The sequence below is a fragment of the Streptomyces sp. 1222.5 genome (genome assembly GCF_900105245.1).
GTDB lineage: Bacteria > Actinomycetota > Actinomycetes > Streptomycetales > Streptomycetaceae > Streptomyces > Streptomyces albidocamelliae.
Genome location: NZ_FNSZ01000001.1, coordinates 6,356,841 through 6,370,852 on the forward strand (window position 1 = coordinate 6,356,841; position 14,012 = coordinate 6,370,852).

General features: G+C 74.2%; 13 protein-coding genes. 6 read left to right on the plus strand and 7 right to left on the minus strand.

Annotated elements, in window-relative coordinates; translation table 11 throughout:
• Positions 1-18: 18 nt before the first annotated feature.
• Positions 19-1,176 (plus strand): acetyl-CoA C-acetyltransferase, encoded by a 1,158-nt coding sequence (locus BLW57_RS28710; RefSeq protein WP_093478464.1) that lies wholly within the window; start codon positions 19-21, stop codon positions 1,174-1,176.
• A 74-nt stretch (positions 1,177-1,250) separates the two neighbouring features.
• Here the strand turns inward: BLW57_RS28710 and BLW57_RS28715 are convergent, their stop codons facing one another.
• From BLW57_RS28715 to BLW57_RS28730, 4 genes are read right to left on the minus strand one after another with little or no spacing between them, the layout of a single operon-like run.
• A complete protein-coding gene (locus BLW57_RS28715; protein WP_093478465.1) occupies positions 1,251-2,315 on the minus strand; it encodes an NAD(P)H-dependent flavin oxidoreductase in 1,065 nt (354 codons plus the stop codon).
• A complete protein-coding gene (locus tag BLW57_RS28720; protein ID WP_093478467.1) occupies positions 2,315-3,076 on the minus strand; it encodes a CoA-transferase subunit beta in 762 nt (253 codons plus the stop codon). The genes BLW57_RS28715 and BLW57_RS28720 overlap by 1 nt, the downstream gene beginning before the upstream one ends.
• Entirely contained in the window at positions 3,073-3,924 is an 852-nt protein-coding gene (locus BLW57_RS28725; RefSeq protein ID WP_093478468.1) for a CoA transferase subunit A, read from the minus strand. The genes BLW57_RS28720 and BLW57_RS28725 overlap by 4 nt, the downstream gene beginning before the upstream one ends.
• On the minus strand, positions 3,925-4,668 hold the full coding sequence (locus BLW57_RS28730; RefSeq protein ID WP_093478470.1) for an enoyl-CoA hydratase family protein: 744 nt from the start codon (positions 4,666-4,668) through the stop codon (positions 3,925-3,927).
• Between the two features lie 100 nt (positions 4,669-4,768).
• On the opposite strand from BLW57_RS28730, the gene BLW57_RS28735 reads away from it, so the two are divergent.
• Together BLW57_RS28735 and BLW57_RS28740 are read left to right on the plus strand one after the other, a co-directional pair.
• Positions 4,769-5,635, plus strand: coding sequence for an SDR family oxidoreductase (locus tag BLW57_RS28735; RefSeq protein ID WP_256339611.1), 867 nt, complete (start codon positions 4,769-4,771; stop codon positions 5,633-5,635).
• A 1-nt stretch (position 5,636) separates the two neighbouring features.
• Entirely contained in the window at positions 5,637-6,566 is a 930-nt protein-coding gene (locus tag BLW57_RS28740; protein WP_093478471.1) for an SDR family oxidoreductase, read from the plus strand.
• Between the two features lie 88 nt (positions 6,567-6,654).
• Here BLW57_RS28740 and BLW57_RS28745 read toward each other — a convergent pair whose 3' ends face one another.
• The 3 genes from BLW57_RS28745 to BLW57_RS28755 are packed head-to-tail and all read right to left on the minus strand — an operon-like array spanning position 6,655 to position 9,882.
• Positions 6,655-7,134: a MarR family winged helix-turn-helix transcriptional regulator gene (locus BLW57_RS28745; protein WP_093478473.1), complete on the minus strand. Its 480-nt coding sequence runs from the start codon at positions 7,132-7,134 to the stop codon at positions 6,655-6,657.
• 28 nt (positions 7,135-7,162) lie between these two features.
• Positions 7,163-8,044, minus strand: a complete 882-nt coding sequence (locus tag BLW57_RS28750) for a hypothetical protein (protein WP_093478474.1) — start codon at positions 8,042-8,044, stop codon at positions 7,163-7,165.
• Positions 8,045-8,097: 53 nt separating this feature from the next.
• Positions 8,098-9,882, minus strand: a complete 1,785-nt coding sequence (locus BLW57_RS28755; RefSeq protein ID WP_093478476.1) for a glycoside hydrolase family 35 protein — start codon at positions 9,880-9,882, stop codon at positions 8,098-8,100.
• Positions 9,883-10,025: 143 nt separating this feature from the next.
• Between BLW57_RS28755 and BLW57_RS28760 the strand changes: the two genes are divergently transcribed.
• The 3 genes from BLW57_RS28760 (at position 10,026) to pepN (ending at position 13,972) form a co-directional block, all read left to right on the plus strand.
• Positions 10,026-10,922, plus strand: a complete 897-nt coding sequence (locus BLW57_RS28760) for a helix-turn-helix domain-containing protein (RefSeq protein WP_093478477.1) — start codon at positions 10,026-10,028, stop codon at positions 10,920-10,922.
• A 27-nt stretch (positions 10,923-10,949) separates the two neighbouring features.
• Complete coding sequence (locus BLW57_RS28765) at positions 10,950-11,282, plus strand: chorismate mutase (protein ID WP_079192473.1); 333 nt, start codon at positions 10,950-10,952, stop codon at positions 11,280-11,282.
• A gap of 83 nt (positions 11,283-11,365) precedes the next feature.
• Complete coding sequence (pepN, locus tag BLW57_RS28770) at positions 11,366-13,972, plus strand: aminopeptidase N (RefSeq protein WP_093480937.1); 2,607 nt, start codon at positions 11,366-11,368, stop codon at positions 13,970-13,972.
• Positions 13,973-14,012 lie beyond the last annotated feature (40 nt).

The window sequence follows — 14,012 nt, forward strand, 5'->3', positions numbered from 1 at the left end:
CCAGGCAGGGGAGTCGTCATGGCCGAGGCCTACATAGTCGAAGCGGTCCGCACGCCCGTCGGGCGGCGCGGGGGAGGGCTCGGCGGGGTGCACCCGGCCGATCTGGGCGCGCATGTGCTCACCGCGCTGATGGAGCGGACCGGCATCGACCCGGCCGCCGTGGAGGACGTCGTCTTCGGCTGTCTGGACGCGGTCGGACCGCAGGCCGGGGACATCGCCCGCACCTGCTGGCTCGCCGCGGGGCTGCCCGAGGAGGTGCCGGGCGTGACCGTCGACCGGCAGTGCGGCTCCTCCCAGCAGGCCGTGCACTTCGCCGCGCAGGCCGTGCTGTCCGGCACCCAGGACCTGGTCGTCGCGGGCGGCGCGCAGAACATGACCCAGGTCCCCATCGCCTTCGCCTCCCGGCAGGCCGCCGCCCCGCTCGGGCTGACCGACGGCCCCTTCCACGGCAGCGCCGGCTGGCGAGCCCGCTACGGCGACCAGCCCGTCAACCAGTTCACCGGCGCCGAGATGATCGCCGCCCGGTGGCACATCAGCCGCGAGGACCAGGAGGAGTTCGCCCTGCGCTCGCACCGGCGGGCGATCCGGGCGATCGACACCGGCCGCTTCGCACGCGAGATCGTTCCCCACCAGGACGTCACGGTGGACGAGGGCCCGCGCCGGGACACCACCCTGGAGAAGATGGCCGCGCTGAAGCCCGTCGTCGACGGCGGCACCATCACCGCCGCCTGCTCCTCCCAGGTCTCCGACGGTGCCGCCGCCCTGCTGCTCGCCTCCGAAGGGGCGGTACGCGACCACGGGCTGCGCCCGCGCGCCCGCGTCCACCACCTCTCCGTACGCGGCGAGGACCCCGTCCGCATGCTGTCCGCCCCCATCCCGGCCACCGCACACGCGCTGCGCAGGACCGGACTGACCATCGACGCCATCGACCTGGTGGAGATCAACGAGGCCTTCGCGCCGGTCGTTCTCGCCTGGCTGAAGGAGACCGGCGCCGACCCCGGCAGGGTCAACGTCAACGGCGGCGCGATCGCCCTCGGCCACCCCCTCGGCGCGACCGGCGTCCGTCTGATGACGACGCTGCTGCACGAACTGGAGCGCACCGGCGGCCGCTACGGCCTCCAGACCATGTGCGAGGGCGGCGGCCAGGCCAACGTGACGATCATCGAACGGCTCTGAACCCGGCCCGCGCCCGCTGAACGCCGCCCACGGTCCGAGCCCACCGGCGGGGGAGCCGTGCCGGGCGCCTCGGCTCATGCGTGCGTCGAAGCGCCGCCCGTCCGGAGCGCACCGATGATCTCCCCGGCCTGCGCCATCATCCCGTCCACCAGCTCCGCGCACGACGGCAGATCGTCGATCACCCCGGCCACCTGACCGGCCGCCATCACTCCGCGGTCCGTACGCCCCTCGACCATCGCCGACCTGAGCAGCATCGGCGTGTTCGCGGCCAGCAGCACCTGGCTCCAGGACAGCTCCTTGCCGTGTCTCAGCGCGAGCCCGTCACGGACCAGCTGCCGCCGGCTCAGCCCCGACAGCCGCCGGAAACCCGCCGCCTCCCGGAGCGCCCGGGCGAAGGCACGCGCCCGGCCCGACCGCTCCAGCGCGTCCACCAGCTCCGTGCGCAGCATCCGGTGCGGCAGCCCGTCCACCGCGCGCGTCACCGTGACGTCCCGCACCGTCGCCGCCAGATACCTCGCCTTCACCGCGTCCGGCACCGTCGAGTCGGAGGTGAGCAGGAACCGCGTGCCCATCGCGACCCCGGCCGCCCCGTACGCCAGCGCCGCCACCAGCCCCCGCCCGTCGAAGAAACCGCCCGCCGCCACGACCGGTATCCGCACCGCGTCCACCACCTGCGGCAGCAGCACGCTCGTCGCCACCTCACCGGTGTGCCCGCCGCCCTCGCCGCCCTGCACGATCACCGCGTCCGCGCCCCACGCGGCCACCTTCTCGGCGTGCCGCCGCGCCCCGACGGACGGGACGACCACCACCCCGGCCTCCTTGAGCGCGGTGATCAGCTCACGTGAGGGGGCGAGGGCGAAGGAGGCCACCCGCACGCCCTCCTCCAGCATGATCCGCACCCGGTCGGCCGCGTCGCCCGCGTCGGCCCGCAGGTTCACCCCGAACGGCGCCCCGGTCCGGGACCGCACCTCCCGTACGGCCTCGCGCAACTGGTCGAGCGTCATCGTCGCGGACCCCAGGATGCCCAGGGCGCCCGCGTTCGCCGCCGCCGAGACCAGCCTGGGCCCGGCCACCCACCCCATCCCGGTCTGCACGATCGGATGGCGGACCCCGACCAGCCGGGTGAGCGCGGTCTCCATCAGTCCCTCGCCCCCTCCGGCACCTCGTGTGCCCGGTCCCCGGCCGGATCCAGCACCTCACGGATCAGCCGCAGCTCCTCGGCCCCGGCCCCCCGGGTGCACGGCACGCGCTCCGGCACCGCGAGCGGGAAGCCCGTGGCCTCCCGCACCTGCTCCGGGCTCACCCCGGGATGCAGCGAGGCGAGCCGCATCGAGCGGTCCGGTGTCGAGAAGTCGAAGACCCCGAGATCGGAGACGACCCGGACGACACGGTGGAAGCGGGCCGTGGCGCCGAGCTCCGCCGCCCGGTCGTACCCCACCCCGCACACCATGTCCACGCGCTCCACGAACACCCGGCGCGAATGCCGGGGGACCCAGTAACTCGTCGGGTTGTTGAGCGTGTTGAGCGACGCCCCGCGCACCCCGAGGAGCTGCCGGCGGGGGTGCTCGAAGTCGCCGACGCAGGAGATGTTCTGGTTGCCGTACCGGTCGATCTGGCTCGCGCCCATCATCACGTGCCGGCGCCCGCCCGCCACCAGGGTCAGGTGCTGCCGGTACGGCAGACAGCCCTCGGGTGTGCCGTCCGGGCGGACCAGCAGCGCCTCGCCGTCGGTCAGCAGCAGATCGGGCGCGAAGGTGAGCCGTGCCAGCCGCGCCCCCAGCGAGGGGATCAGGCCCATCGGGCTCGCCAGGATCTCGCCGGCGCCCCGCCATGCCTCGGCGCAGGCGATCACGCAGTACTCGGCCCGGGTGACGCCCGTCCCGGCCCGGGTGACGCTCATCGCCCCTGCTCCTTGCGCCACTCGTGCACCGCGGTCCGGTACGCGTCCTCGTCCGCGCCGAGGAACCGCCCTGCGAACTCCGGCCACGGCGTGGACGCGTAGCACCGCTGGAACTCCTCGTCCCGGCCGTACTCCGGGGCGCAGGAGGTGAAGTGCGCGCCGTCGGGTGCCTCCACCACGCCGGTCACCGCGAGCCGCTTGAGGAGCAGCGAGTGCGGAGCCGCCTCCTTGGTCAGCTCGGCGGTGTCCACGATCCGTTCGCAGGAGACGTAGGCCGCGTCCGCCGCCTCGCAGAACAGGTCGTCGAAGTACGGATCCGGGCCGAGGCACTGGCCGTTGCCCAGCCGGTCGGCGCGGTCGACGTGCACCAGGGCCGCGTCCAGCCGCAGGGCGGGCATGGCCACGAGCGTCTCCCCGTCCTCGTACGGCGAGGTGATCGTCCGCAGCCGCGGGTTGACCCGCATCACGTCCGAGCCGACCCCGGCCCGCACCGGCAGGAAGGGCAGCCGCTGTGCCGCCGCCTGGAGGCCCGACAGGAACATCCCCTCGTCGACCTCCGTGAGCCGGAGGCCGTCGCCCTCGCGTGCCGCCCGGTAGTGCGGCTCCAGCGGGATCGTGTCCAGCGTGACGAAGGCCGTGACCAGGTGGCTGATCCGGTCGGCCGCGGCCAGCATGCCGACGTCCGGGCCGCCGTACGAGACGACCGTCAGGTCCCTGACCCCGGACCGCAGCAGCGCACGGACGAGGGCCATCGGCTTGCGGCGCGACCCCCAGCCGCCGATGCCGAGCGTCATGCCGCTCTCCAGCCGTGCGACCACCTCGTCCGCGGTCATCGTCTTGTCGCCCATCTACGCGCCCTCCTTCCCGAACGTGTCGCGGATGTGGTCGGCCAGCCCGCTGAGATTGGCCTCGAAGGTGAAGCCCTGTTCGAAGCGGTAGCTGCGGCGCACGTCGACCGGATCGATGCCGTTGATGGCCGACTTGGCCATGCGCAGCAGCCGCCCGTCCTTGGCGGCGATCTCCCCGGCCAGCTCCAGTGCCGCCGACGGCAGATCCGCGCGCGGCACCACACGCCAGACGGAACCGTGCCCGTGCAGCTCGGCGGCGGTCGCTCTGCGCCCGGTGAAGTACAGCGCCCGCATCAGGTGCTGCGGGACCAGCCGGGCCAGATGGGTCGCGGCGCCCAGCGCGCCCCGGTCCAGCTCCGGCAGGCCGAAGGTGGCGTCCTCGCTCGCCACGATGGCGTCCGCGTTGCCCACCAGACCTATCCCGCCGCCCAGGCAGAAGCCCTGCACCGCCGCCACCACCGGTGTCTCGCACTCGTAGACCGCGGCGAAGGCCTCGGCGCACCCCTGGTTGGCGCCGATCAGCGCCCGGCGGCCGGCCGTCTGTATCTCCTTGATGTCCACGCCCGCGTTGAAGCCGCGCCCCTCGGCGGCCAGCACGACGCACCGGACCCCCGGATCGCGGCCTGCCGCGCGGACGGCCTCGGCCAGCGCGAACCAGCCGGCCACCGGCAGCGCGTTCACCGGTGGGAAGTCGATCGTGACGAGCGAAATCCCCTTTTCCGGGGACGAGGTGGAGACACCCATGGACGCATCAGCTACCTTCGCACTCAACGCCTTTCCACCAAACATTTGTTAGGTGTGAGGCTTCGAAGCTAGCAGTCGGCGAAGACGAGCGGGAGAGCCTGTGGACAACTCGGCGGCGCACCCTGTGGACAGCTCGCTGCACGGCCGTACCGTCGTCGTCACCGGCGGCACCCGGGGCGTCGGCGCCGGGATCGCGCGGGCCTTCGCCGAAGCCGGGGCCCGGGTCCTGGCCTGTGCCCGCAGACCCCCCGAAGAGCCCCTGGAAGGCGTCGGGTTCACCGCGCTGGACCTGCGCGATCCGCCCGCCGTCCGCGCCTTCTTCGCCGCGCTGCCCCGCCTCGACGTGCTCGTCAACAACGCCGGCGGAACGCCGTACCGGCCGCTGATCGAGCCCGGTGCCGACGCCGTCGCCCTCGCCGAACGGCATGCGCGCATCGTCGAGCTGAACCTGATCACCCCGCTGACCGCGTCCCTCGCCGCCTACGGGCACCTGCGCCGCAGCCGCGGCTCGGTCGTGATGGTCGGCAGTGTCAGCGGAGCGCGCCCCTCGCCGGGTACGGCCGCCTACGGCGCGGCCAAGGCGGGCCTCGCCGGGCTGGCCGCCTCGATGGCCGTGGAGTGGGCGCCGGAGGTCCGCGTCAACACGCTCGTGGTCGGGATGGTCCGCACCGAACTGGCCCATCTCCACTACGGCGGCCCCGACGGTCTCGCCGCCGTCTCCCGCACCGTCCCGCTGGGCCGGCTGGCCGCCCCCGCCGACGTGGGCGCCGCCGCCGTCTTCCTCGCCTCCGCCGCGGCCGCGTACATCAGCGGGGCGAGCCTTCAGGTCCACGGAGGCGGCGAACGGCCCGCGTTCCTGGACGCGGCGGCCGTCGGTACGACCGTGCGGCCGGACGGCCGGGAAGCGGCCGGCGAGGCCGCCGGACACCGGGCGACGGATGCCTCGACCACACCCCTGGAGGGCTGAGATGGACGATGACGAATCGGCCGGGACGGGCGGGATCTGCGACGGGCGGGTCGTCGTGGTCACCGGAGCGGGCCGCGGGCTCGGCCGCGCCCATGCGCTGGCCTTCGCGGCGGAGGGGGCGCGGGTCGTCGTCAACGATCTCGGTGTCGGTCTCGACGGCCGCCCGGGACCGGACGGCCCCGCGGCCCGGGTGGTCGAGGAGATCCGGGCCGCGGGCGGTGAGGCGGTCGCGCACGGCGGCGACATCGCCACCGGCGCGGGTGCCGAGTCCCTGATCCGGACCGCCGTGGAGACGTACGGCCGGCTCGACACCCTCGTCTGCAACGCCGGATTCCTGCGCGACCGGATGCTGGTCAACCTCGACGAGGACGACTGGGACGCGGTGATCCGCGTCCATCTCAAGGGCCACTTCCTGCCCCTGAAGCACGCCGCCGTCCACTGGCGGGCCGAGGCCAAGGCGGGGCGCACTCCGGCGGCCCGGGTGGTGCACACCGGCAGCGGGGCCGGCCTGCTGGGCTCGGTCGGCCAGGCGAACTACAGCGCGGCCAAGGCCGGGATCGTGGGCCTCACCCTCGTCGCGGCGGCCGAACTGGCCCGCTACGGCGTCCAGGTCAACGCCGTCGCCCCGGCCGCCCGCACCCGGATGACGGAACGCACCTTCGCCGCGGCCATGGCGGCGCCGGCCGACGGTTTCGACGCCATGGCGCCGGAGAACGTCTCCCCGCTCGTGGTCTGGCTCGGCTCGGCCGCGAGCGCCGGTGTCACCGGCCGGGTGTTCGAGGCGGAGGGCGGCCGGATCACCGTCATGGAGGGCTGGCGACCCGGCCCCACCGCCGACAAGGGGGCGCGGTGGACACCGGCCGGGGCGGGGGAGCTGGCACGCGGACTGCTGTCGGCCGCGGAACCGCCCGGGGCGGTCTACGGGTCCTAGCGGCGGAGCCTGCGGGCCATGAAGGGCGCGGTCGGCCGTGAGGGTGGCGGGGCCGGCCGGTCAGGGGCGGCCGGTCAGGGGTGGTCCGTCACGAGGGCGGCGCGGTCAGCCGGGCCGCCGCCGCGCGCTGGCGCTCGTCCATGACCGACAGGAACCGGATCACGGTCTCCAGTTCGCCGGTGTCGAACTCCGCGCAGGCCTCGGCGACCTCCCGCGCCCAGTCGTCGAGGAAACCGGCCGGCCCGGCGGGCTCCTCCTCGTTCAGCTCGACGACCACCCGGCGCTTGTCCGTCGGGTGCCTGACCCGCCGGACGAAGCCCTTGGCCTCCAGACGGTCGAGCAGACCGGTGACGGAGGCGGGGGCGAGACCGGTCAGCCCGGCCAGGTCCTTGGCGGTCAGCGGGCCCTCGCGCCGCAGGTGGTCGAGGGTCCGCACCTCCGTCGCGTTCAGTCCCCGCTGCGCGGAGAGGGCCGAGTGGAACATCACCGTCACCGCGCCGTGGGCCCGCCCCACCTCCACGAGCCGCCCCAGTACCTCCGCGCGCTCCGCCCCGTCCCGCTTCGTCATGGGCCCAGGCTAACGAGGACCGGCCGGCCTACGTGTCGCACTCCAGCACCGTCCGGCACAGCCCGCACCGCGCGCGGACCCGCCCCCGTACCGGCACCCTGATCCGCTGGTGGCAGGTCGGGCAGGGGAACGACACACGGAGCTGTCCGGCGGGGTCGGGTGCGAAGGCGTAGGGCGCCGTCGGCCGGACCCCCGAGGTGTGCCGGCGGTCGTGGGCGTAGCGGCGTCGCCCCGCCCAGCCCGCCGCGGTCAGCGGCGGCTGCTGCTCGTCCCGGCGGGCCAGGGTCATGCCCTCGCGGTAGGCGGTGTAGGCCTGCGGGCTGGTGAACCACACCGAGGGGTCCTCGTCGAAGAGCAGCGCCCGCTTGGCCAGGACGTAACCGAACTCCTCCGGGGTGAGGTAGCCCAGCTTCTGCGAGGAGACCCCGTCCTCCCGGAAGGCGTCCAGCAGCAGCCAGCCCGCGCCCAGGTAGGCCGTCACCGTGTCCGTGAGGATCTCGTTCTCCGCCGTGGTGGGGAACGACAGGTCCAGGCGGTGCAGGTAGACGTGGGCCACCTCGTGGGCGAGCGCCGCGCCGATGTCCCTGCGATGGGTGCGGAAGCGGTCGTTCAGTTCGACGAAGTACTCGGGCCCCGCCGTCAGTTCGACGTTCGCCGCATGGGTCATCTCCCGGAAGCAGACGACCAGCCGGGCGTCCGGCAGCCGGAAGTGCCGCACCATCTCGTGGGCGACGCGCTGCGCCCCCAGGTGCAGGTCGTCGGTGTCGCAGAAGGCCACGTCGGCGGGGGCCACGCTGGTCGAGAACGTCTGGACGGTGTCCCGGGACAGCCGCCGGTAGAGCGCCGTGATCGCGGCCCGCACCGTCTCCAGGTGCGGGTAGCCGTGCCGGACCGGTCCGCCGTTCGCCACGTCCGCACCCCCAAAGACGCCCGGACTCCACTGTAAGGGCGGCGGCCGACCGGTCACACGGGCAGCAGGCGGGGCGCCGGCCGGTCCGGACCGGTCCGCTGGAGCTCCAGCAGCCACACCTCGTTCTCGCCCTCGCGCAGCACCGGCCCGGGGACGTACAGGGACCGCTGCGGGCCGACCGACCAGTAGCGGCCCAGGCCGAAGCCGTTGATCCAGGCGAAGCCGCGTGTCCAGCCCGGCAGTTCGAGCCGGGCGTCCCCCGCCCCGCGGACGGTGACCGTGCCCCGGTACAGCCCCGCCGCGCCGGCACCCGCACCGGGGACCGCCTCGGCACCCGCCTCGGGCACGGGACCGAAGGCCACCCGTCCGACCCCGTCGGCGAAGGCGTCGAGATCCAGCCCCCGCGCGCGTGTCCCGTGCAGGTACTGCCGCTCGTGCAGGACACCCCCGGTGATGCCCTTGGGCTCACCCGAGCGGGGCCCGTAGTTCACCCGGCCCAGGGACTCCACCCACAGCTCCACGCGCGCGGGGCCCGCCACCGGCTCCTGAAGCCGCGGCTCCTCCTCCGTGAGCACCCCGGCCCACTCGCCGTCGACGTACACCGTGGCGAGGTCCCGCAAGCCCCGCACGGTCAGCGGGTACGGCTGCCGCGGCCCCGGCACGTCCACCGCGTACCGGACGAGCCCCCGGGTGATCCCGAGATCCTCGAAGGAGGGCGGCACCGGCGTCACGGTCTCCGCGCCGCCCAGCGCCTCCAGTACGCCGTCCAGGCCCGCCCAGCCGGTGAGCGCGGCCTCGGCCGGGGCGCCCAGGGGAGCCGGCCGCGGCGGAGGTTCGGGCAGCGGGCCGTCGGCGTACGCGGCCAGCACCTCCCGCAAGCGCCGGAACTTCTCCGTGGGCCGGCCGTACTCGTCCACGGGGGCGTCGTAGTCGTACGACGTCACGTCCGGCTCCAGCGGGCCCTCGTGCAGGTCCCCGCCGCGGTTGGCCCCCGCCCAGCCGCCGAAGCTCGTCCCGCCGTGCGCCATGTAGAGGTTCACCGACGCCCCGCACTCCAGGATCTCCCGCAGGGCCCCCGCGGCGTCCCCGGGGTCCCGCACCACCTGCTCACCGGCCCAGTGGTCGAACCAGCCGCACCAGAACTCCATGCACATCAGCGGGCCCGCCGGCCGGTGACGGCGCAGCGTCGCGAAGGCCTCGCGCGCGTGGGAGCCGAAGTTCACCGTGGCGAGCACACCGGGCAGCGAGCCGCCGGTCAGCATGTGGTCCTCCGGGCCGTCCGAGGTGAACAGCGGGGCCGTGACGCCCTCGGCGCGCAGCAGCGCGGCCAGCTCCGCCAGGTAGCCGGCGTCGCTGCCGTAGCTGCCGTACTCGTTCTCCACCTGCACCATCAGCACCGGGCCGCCACGGTCCACCTGCCGGGGGACGATCTCGGGCAGCAGCCGGTGGAACCAGCTCCGGACGTGCCGGAGGAAACGTTCGTCACGGGTACGCGCGCGTGCCCCGAGCTCACCCGTCACCCACGACGGCAGCCCGCCGTTCTCCCACTCGGCGCAGATGTACGGCCCCGGCCGCACGATCGCCCACAGGCCCGCCTCCCGCACCGCGTCCAGGAACCGGCCGACCGCCCCCACGTCCCGGTGACGCCCCGGAGCCGGCTCGTGCAGGTTCCACGGCACGTACGTCTCCACGCAGTTCAGGCCCATCGCCCGCAGCATCGCCAGCCGGTGCCGCCACTGCCCCTCGTGCACCCGGAAGTAGTGCAGCGCCCCCGACAGCAGCCGCACCGGCCGCCCGTCCAGCAGGAAGTCCGATTCCCCCACCGTGAATGCGCTCATGCGTCCGCTCCCGCCCCCACCTCGCCCACGCGCCCCAGCCTCGGCCCTGGCGGCGCCCGGCGCCATGGACGAAGATCGGCGCTGCCTGGACAAAAATCCGCCGGGACGGAGATCCACCGCCCCCGACGCCGGGAGGAGCAGCGATGTACCAGACCTGGATGCGGTTCTTCAGCCCCGGCCCCGCCCACCACCGGCTCGGACTGGTCTGCCTCGGCGTCGGCCTCCAGCACGGCCCGCTGCCCACCGTCGGCCCACGCACCCTCGACCACCACGTGGCCGTCGTGATCAGCGCCGGCGGCGGCTGGTACCGGGGCGCCGACGGCCGCCGCACCACCGTCGCCGCGCCCGCCCTGCTCTGGCTCACCCCGGGCGTGCCCCACCACTACGCCCCCGATCCGGACACCGGCTGGGACGAGGGCTTCGTCGACTTCGCCGGACCCGCCACCCCCACGTACACCGAACTGGGCTACATCGAGCCCGAGCGGCCCGTCGTCCCGCTCTCCGACGCCTCCGGGCCCCGCCGGGTCGTCGCCCGCATCGCCCGCGCCGCCCGGCGCGGCAATCCCCTGCTGGAGGTGGAGACCGGCGCGGCCGTGCACGAGCTGCTCGTCGCCCTGCGCCGCGCCCGCGCGGACCTCGCCCCCGACGGCGACCAGGTACTGGAGGCGCTGGCCCGCGACGCCTGCATGCCCCTCAGCGTCGCCGGCCACGCCGCCCGGCACGGCATGACCACCGCCGAACTGCGCGGCGCGGTCCGCCGGGCCGCCGGATGCAGCCCCAAGGACTACCTCCTCGGCATCCGCCTCGGACGCGCCAAGGAACTCCTCGCCGCCACCGAACTCCCCGTCGCCGCCGTCGCCCGCCGCGTGGGCTACGACGACCCCGCCTACTTCTCCCGGCTGTTCACCCGCCGCGTCGGCCTCGCCCCCGTCCGCTTCCGCGCCCAGCAGGGCCGCAGCGTCCCCGGCGGCTGGAGCGACCGCGTCCCCGACCCCGGCGATCCCCCGATGATCCACTCTCCGGACACTCCCCGGGGGTGATCCGGCGACCGCATAGGGTGGACGCCCATGACCACCAGCAACACCGGCACCGGTGACGTGGACCCCGAGGTCCGCCAGGAACTGGCACGGCTGCGCGACAGCATCGACAACATCGACGCGGCCGTCGTCCACATGCTCGCCGAGCGTTTCAAGGCCACCCAGCAGGTCGGCAGGCTCAAGGCCGTGCACCAGCTGCCGCCCGCCGACCCGGCGCGCGAGGCCCGGCAGATCGAGCGGCTCCGCCGCCTCGCCGAGAACGCCAAACTCGACCCCGCGTTCGCCGAGAAGTTCCTGAACTTCATCATCGCCGAGGTGATCCGCCACCACGAGCGCATCGCCGAGGACACCCACGGCCGCTGATCCACGAGGGGCACGGGCCGGACAAAAGCCGTGTAACGGCCCACCCCTGTGCGACGCCGGTCCCATCAGGCAGCATGGCCTGCATGTCCGTACTCACGCGCGATGAGGCGCAGCTCCGAGCACAGTTCCTCGACGTCCACCGCTACACCGTCGAACTGGATCTCACCACCGGTGAGGACACCTTCGGCTCCCGCACCGTGATCCGCTTCACCACGCGGTCCGACGGGGACACGTTCGTCGAGCTCAAGCCCGCCGAGCTGCGCGACGTCACGCTGGACGGGCAGCCCCTCGACCCGGACTCGCTGCACGACGGACGGCTGCCGCTGACCGGCCTCACCGCGGGCGCGCACGAACTGCGCGTCGACGCGGTCATGCGCTACTCCCGCACCGGCGAGGGCATGCACCGCTTCACCGACCCCAGCGACGGTGAGACGTACGTCTACACACAGATGTTCATGGACGACGTCCAGCGGGTCTTCGCCGCCTTCGACCAGCCCGACCTGAAGGCCGTCTTCGAGGTCGCCGTGCAGGCACCCGAGGGCTGGACCGTGCTCGCCAACGGCGTCACCGAGCAGCGCGCCGACGGCGTCTGGCAGGCCGCGCCCACCCCGACGATCTCCACCTACCTCGTCGCCGTCGCCGCCGGCCCCTGGCACTCGGTCCACTCCGAGCACCGCGGACTGCCCTTCGGCCTCCACTGCCGCCGCTCCCTCGCACCGCACCTCGACGCCGACGCCGACGAAATCCTCGACGTCACGCGCGCGTGCTTCGACCGCTACCACGAGAAGTTCGAGGAGCCCTACCCCTTCGACTCCTACGACCAGGCGTTCGTCCCCGAGTTCAACGCCGGCGCCATGGAGAACCCGGGACTGGTCACCTTCCGCGACGACTTCGTCTACCGCTCGGCCGTCACCGACACCGAGCGGCAGACCCGCGCCATGGTCATCGCCCACGAGATGGCCCACATGTGGTTCGGCGATCTCGTCACCCTCAAGTGGTGGGACGACATCTGGCTGAACGAGTCCTTCGCCGAGTACATGGGCTACCAGACCACCGCCGAGGCCACCCGGTTCACCGGCCCCTGGACCGAGTTCGGCGTCACCCGCAAGCCCTGGGGCTACGACGCCGACCAGCGGCCCACCACCCACCCGGTGGCCCCCGAGGCCGTCGACGACACCGCCTCCGCGCTTCTCAACTTCGACGGCATCTCCTACGCCAAGGGCGCCTCCGCGCTGCGCCAGCTCGCCGCCTGGCTCGGCGAGAAGGACTTCCTCGCCGGCATCAACACCCACTTCGCCCGGCACAAGTTCGGCAACGCCACCCTCGCCGACTTCATCGACTCCCTCGCCTCGGCCACCGACCGCGACGTCCACGCCTGGGCCGACAGCTGGCTGCGCACCACCGGCGTCGACACGCTCACACCCGTCATCGCCGCCGCCGACGGCACCTGCACGCTGGCCGTCGACCGTGCCGGCAGCCGCCCGCACCGCCTCACCGCCGGCCTCTACGACCACGACCTCGCCGACGAGGGCCGGCTCGTGCTCCGCGAACGCCTGGACCTCGACGTCCCCCAGGCCGCCCCGCAGCCCATCGGCAAGCGTCCCGCGCTGCTCCTGCTCAACGACGGCGACCTCACCTACGCCAAGGTCCGCTTCGACGACCATTCCTTCGACGCGCTGCGCACCGGGCTGTCCGGGCTGCCCGACCCGCTCACCCGCGCGATCGCCTGGAACGCCCTGCGCGACGCGGTACGCGACGGCGAGCTCCCGCCCGCCGCCTACCTGGAGACGGCCCGCGCCCATCTCCCGCACGAGACCGATCTGGCCCTCGTCCAGGGCGTCCTCGTCTTCGCCTCCGGGCAGATCGCCGACCAGTACCTGGCACCCGAGGACCGCCCGGCCGCGCTGGCCACGCTCACCTCCCTCTGCCGCGACCTGCTGCGGCGCACCGAGGACGGCGACAACCCCGGTCTGCGCCTGATCGCCGTACGGCACCTGATCGACGTGGCCGCCCACCCCGACACCATCGCCGCCTGGCTCGCCGACGGCACGGTGCCGGGCGGACCGGAACTCGACCCCGACCTGCGCTGGCGCGTCCTCGCCCGGCTCGCCGTGCTCGGCGCCACCGACGAGGCGGCCATCGCCGCCGAACTGGACCGCGACCCGAGCGCCACCGGCCAGGAGGGCGCCGCCCGCTGCCGCGCCGCCCTGCCCGACCCGGAGGCCAAGCGCGCCGCCTGGGAGGCGATGTTCACCGGCGACGATCTGTCCAACTACCTGTTCACGGCCACCGCCCAGGGCTTCTGGAAGCCCGAACAGGCCGAGCTGGTACGGGAGTACGTGCCGCGCTTCTACGAGGCCGCGGTCCCCGTCGCCGCCCGCCGCGGCCCCGCCATCGCCGTCGCCGCCGGCCGCTTCGCCTTCCCGGCCCACGCCGTCGACGCCGAGCATGTCCGCCTGGGCGAGGCCTGCCTGCTCGACGCCGGCCTCACCCCGGCCCTGCGCCGCACCCTCGCCGACCGCCTCGACGACCTGTCCCGCGCCCTCCGGGTGCGCGACGGACGGGGCCCGGGCGACGAGGGGGCCGAGACCCCGGCGACGGCCGGCACCCCCGAGAAGCGCGAGAAGGCCAAGAAGAGCGACAAGGGCAAGAAGGGGAAGGGCGAGGGGAAGACGGACCAGGAGGCGTGACGGCAAGGCGGCGGGCGCGGCCGCTCCCGGCCCGCCCGCG

Bases quoted from the DNA above. Each gene is read 5' to 3' on its own strand.
- BLW57_RS28710 (WP_093478464.1), top strand. From the start codon at position 19: ATGGCCGAGGCCTACATAGTCGAAGCGGTCCGCACGCCCGTCGGGCGG.
- BLW57_RS28760 (WP_093478477.1), top strand. From the start codon at position 10,026: ATGTACCAGACCTGGATGCGGTTCTTCAGCCCCGGCCCCGCCCACCAC.
- pepN (WP_093480937.1), top strand. From the start codon at position 11,366: ATGTCCGTACTCACGCGCGATGAGGCGCAGCTCCGAGCACAGTTCCTC.
- BLW57_RS28740 (WP_093478471.1), top strand. From the start codon at position 5,637: ATGGACGATGACGAATCGGCCGGGACGGGCGGGATCTGCGACGGGCGG.
- BLW57_RS28715 (WP_093478465.1), bottom strand. From the start codon at position 2,315: ATGGAGACCGCGCTCACCCGGCTGGTCGGGGTCCGCCATCCGATCGTG.
- BLW57_RS28730 (WP_093478470.1), bottom strand. From the start codon at position 4,668: ATGGGTGTCTCCACCTCGTCCCCGGAAAAGGGGATTTCGCTCGTCACG.
- BLW57_RS28755 (WP_093478476.1), bottom strand. From the start codon at position 9,882: ATGAGCGCATTCACGGTGGGGGAATCGGACTTCCTGCTGGACGGGCGG.
- BLW57_RS28725 (WP_093478468.1), bottom strand. From the start codon at position 3,924: ATGGGCGACAAGACGATGACCGCGGACGAGGTGGTCGCACGGCTGGAG.
- BLW57_RS28765 (WP_079192473.1), top strand. From the start codon at position 10,950: ATGACCACCAGCAACACCGGCACCGGTGACGTGGACCCCGAGGTCCGC.
- BLW57_RS28720 (WP_093478467.1), bottom strand. From the start codon at position 3,076: ATGAGCGTCACCCGGGCCGGGACGGGCGTCACCCGGGCCGAGTACTGC.
- BLW57_RS28745 (WP_093478473.1), bottom strand. From the start codon at position 7,134: ATGACGAAGCGGGACGGGGCGGAGCGCGCGGAGGTACTGGGGCGGCTC.